The sequence below is a fragment of the Mesorhizobium sp. M7A.F.Ca.CA.002.09.1.1 genome (assembly GCF_003998555.1).
Classification (GTDB): Bacteria; Pseudomonadota; Alphaproteobacteria; order Rhizobiales; family Rhizobiaceae; genus Mesorhizobium; species Mesorhizobium ciceri.
This window is the reverse complement of sequence record NZ_RZRR01001503.1, coordinates 1-628: the sequence shown is the minus strand read 5'-3', so window position 1 is coordinate 628 and position 628 is coordinate 1. Positions and strand designations below refer to the sequence as shown.

General features: G+C 61.9%; 1 pseudogene. It reads left to right on the top strand.

The features are described 5' to 3' along the window. Positions 1-386 (top strand): annotated as a pseudogene (locus EN994_RS34305) (O-antigen ligase family protein); the annotation flags it as partial. Between the last annotated feature and the right edge of the window lie 242 nt (positions 387-628).

The window sequence follows — 628 nt, the reverse complement described above, 5'->3', positions numbered from 1 at the left end:
TCACCACCCGCACCGGCTTCCACTTCCACAACACCTATATCGAGGCTCTTGTCGAACTCGGCTTCGTCGGAGCGACGCTGGTATCGCTGATCGTGCTGCGCACGCTCTACGGCCACGTGTCGGCGGTGGTCTTCAAGACATGGCGGGCCGAGCCGGTGATCCTCGCCGGCGTGATGGTGCTGCTGCTGATTCGTTCCTTCGTCGAGGTCGAGATACTCAACCCCTATTTTACGGGTTCCTTCTTGATGTACTACAGTTTCTTCAAGCTGGCGCGGCTGCCCGTTACTACCCGCACGCGGCGGTCGCAGGCGCCGGCGGATGCGGCCACGGGTGAAGCTGATTGGCCCCGGCATGCCGGCCGTCCGGCGGCCGCTGGGTCGTCATAAGCAATCAACTCGCGGGTTGAAGTCAGGGCAGCGGGAAGCCTTCGCCTGGCAAGCATGGTGCTCAGCAAAAATCCGCCCCTCACGGGACGGATTGAGATGCTGGATGGTATCGGGCTGTGGGCTACTGGCTGGCCAGCGGCGCCAGCTTGACCTTGATCACATCGCCAGGCAGCACGAGTGTGTCTTCCTTGGCGGCGATTTCGCTGGTCTTGCCGTCGACATTGCGCACCAGTGAATAAAGC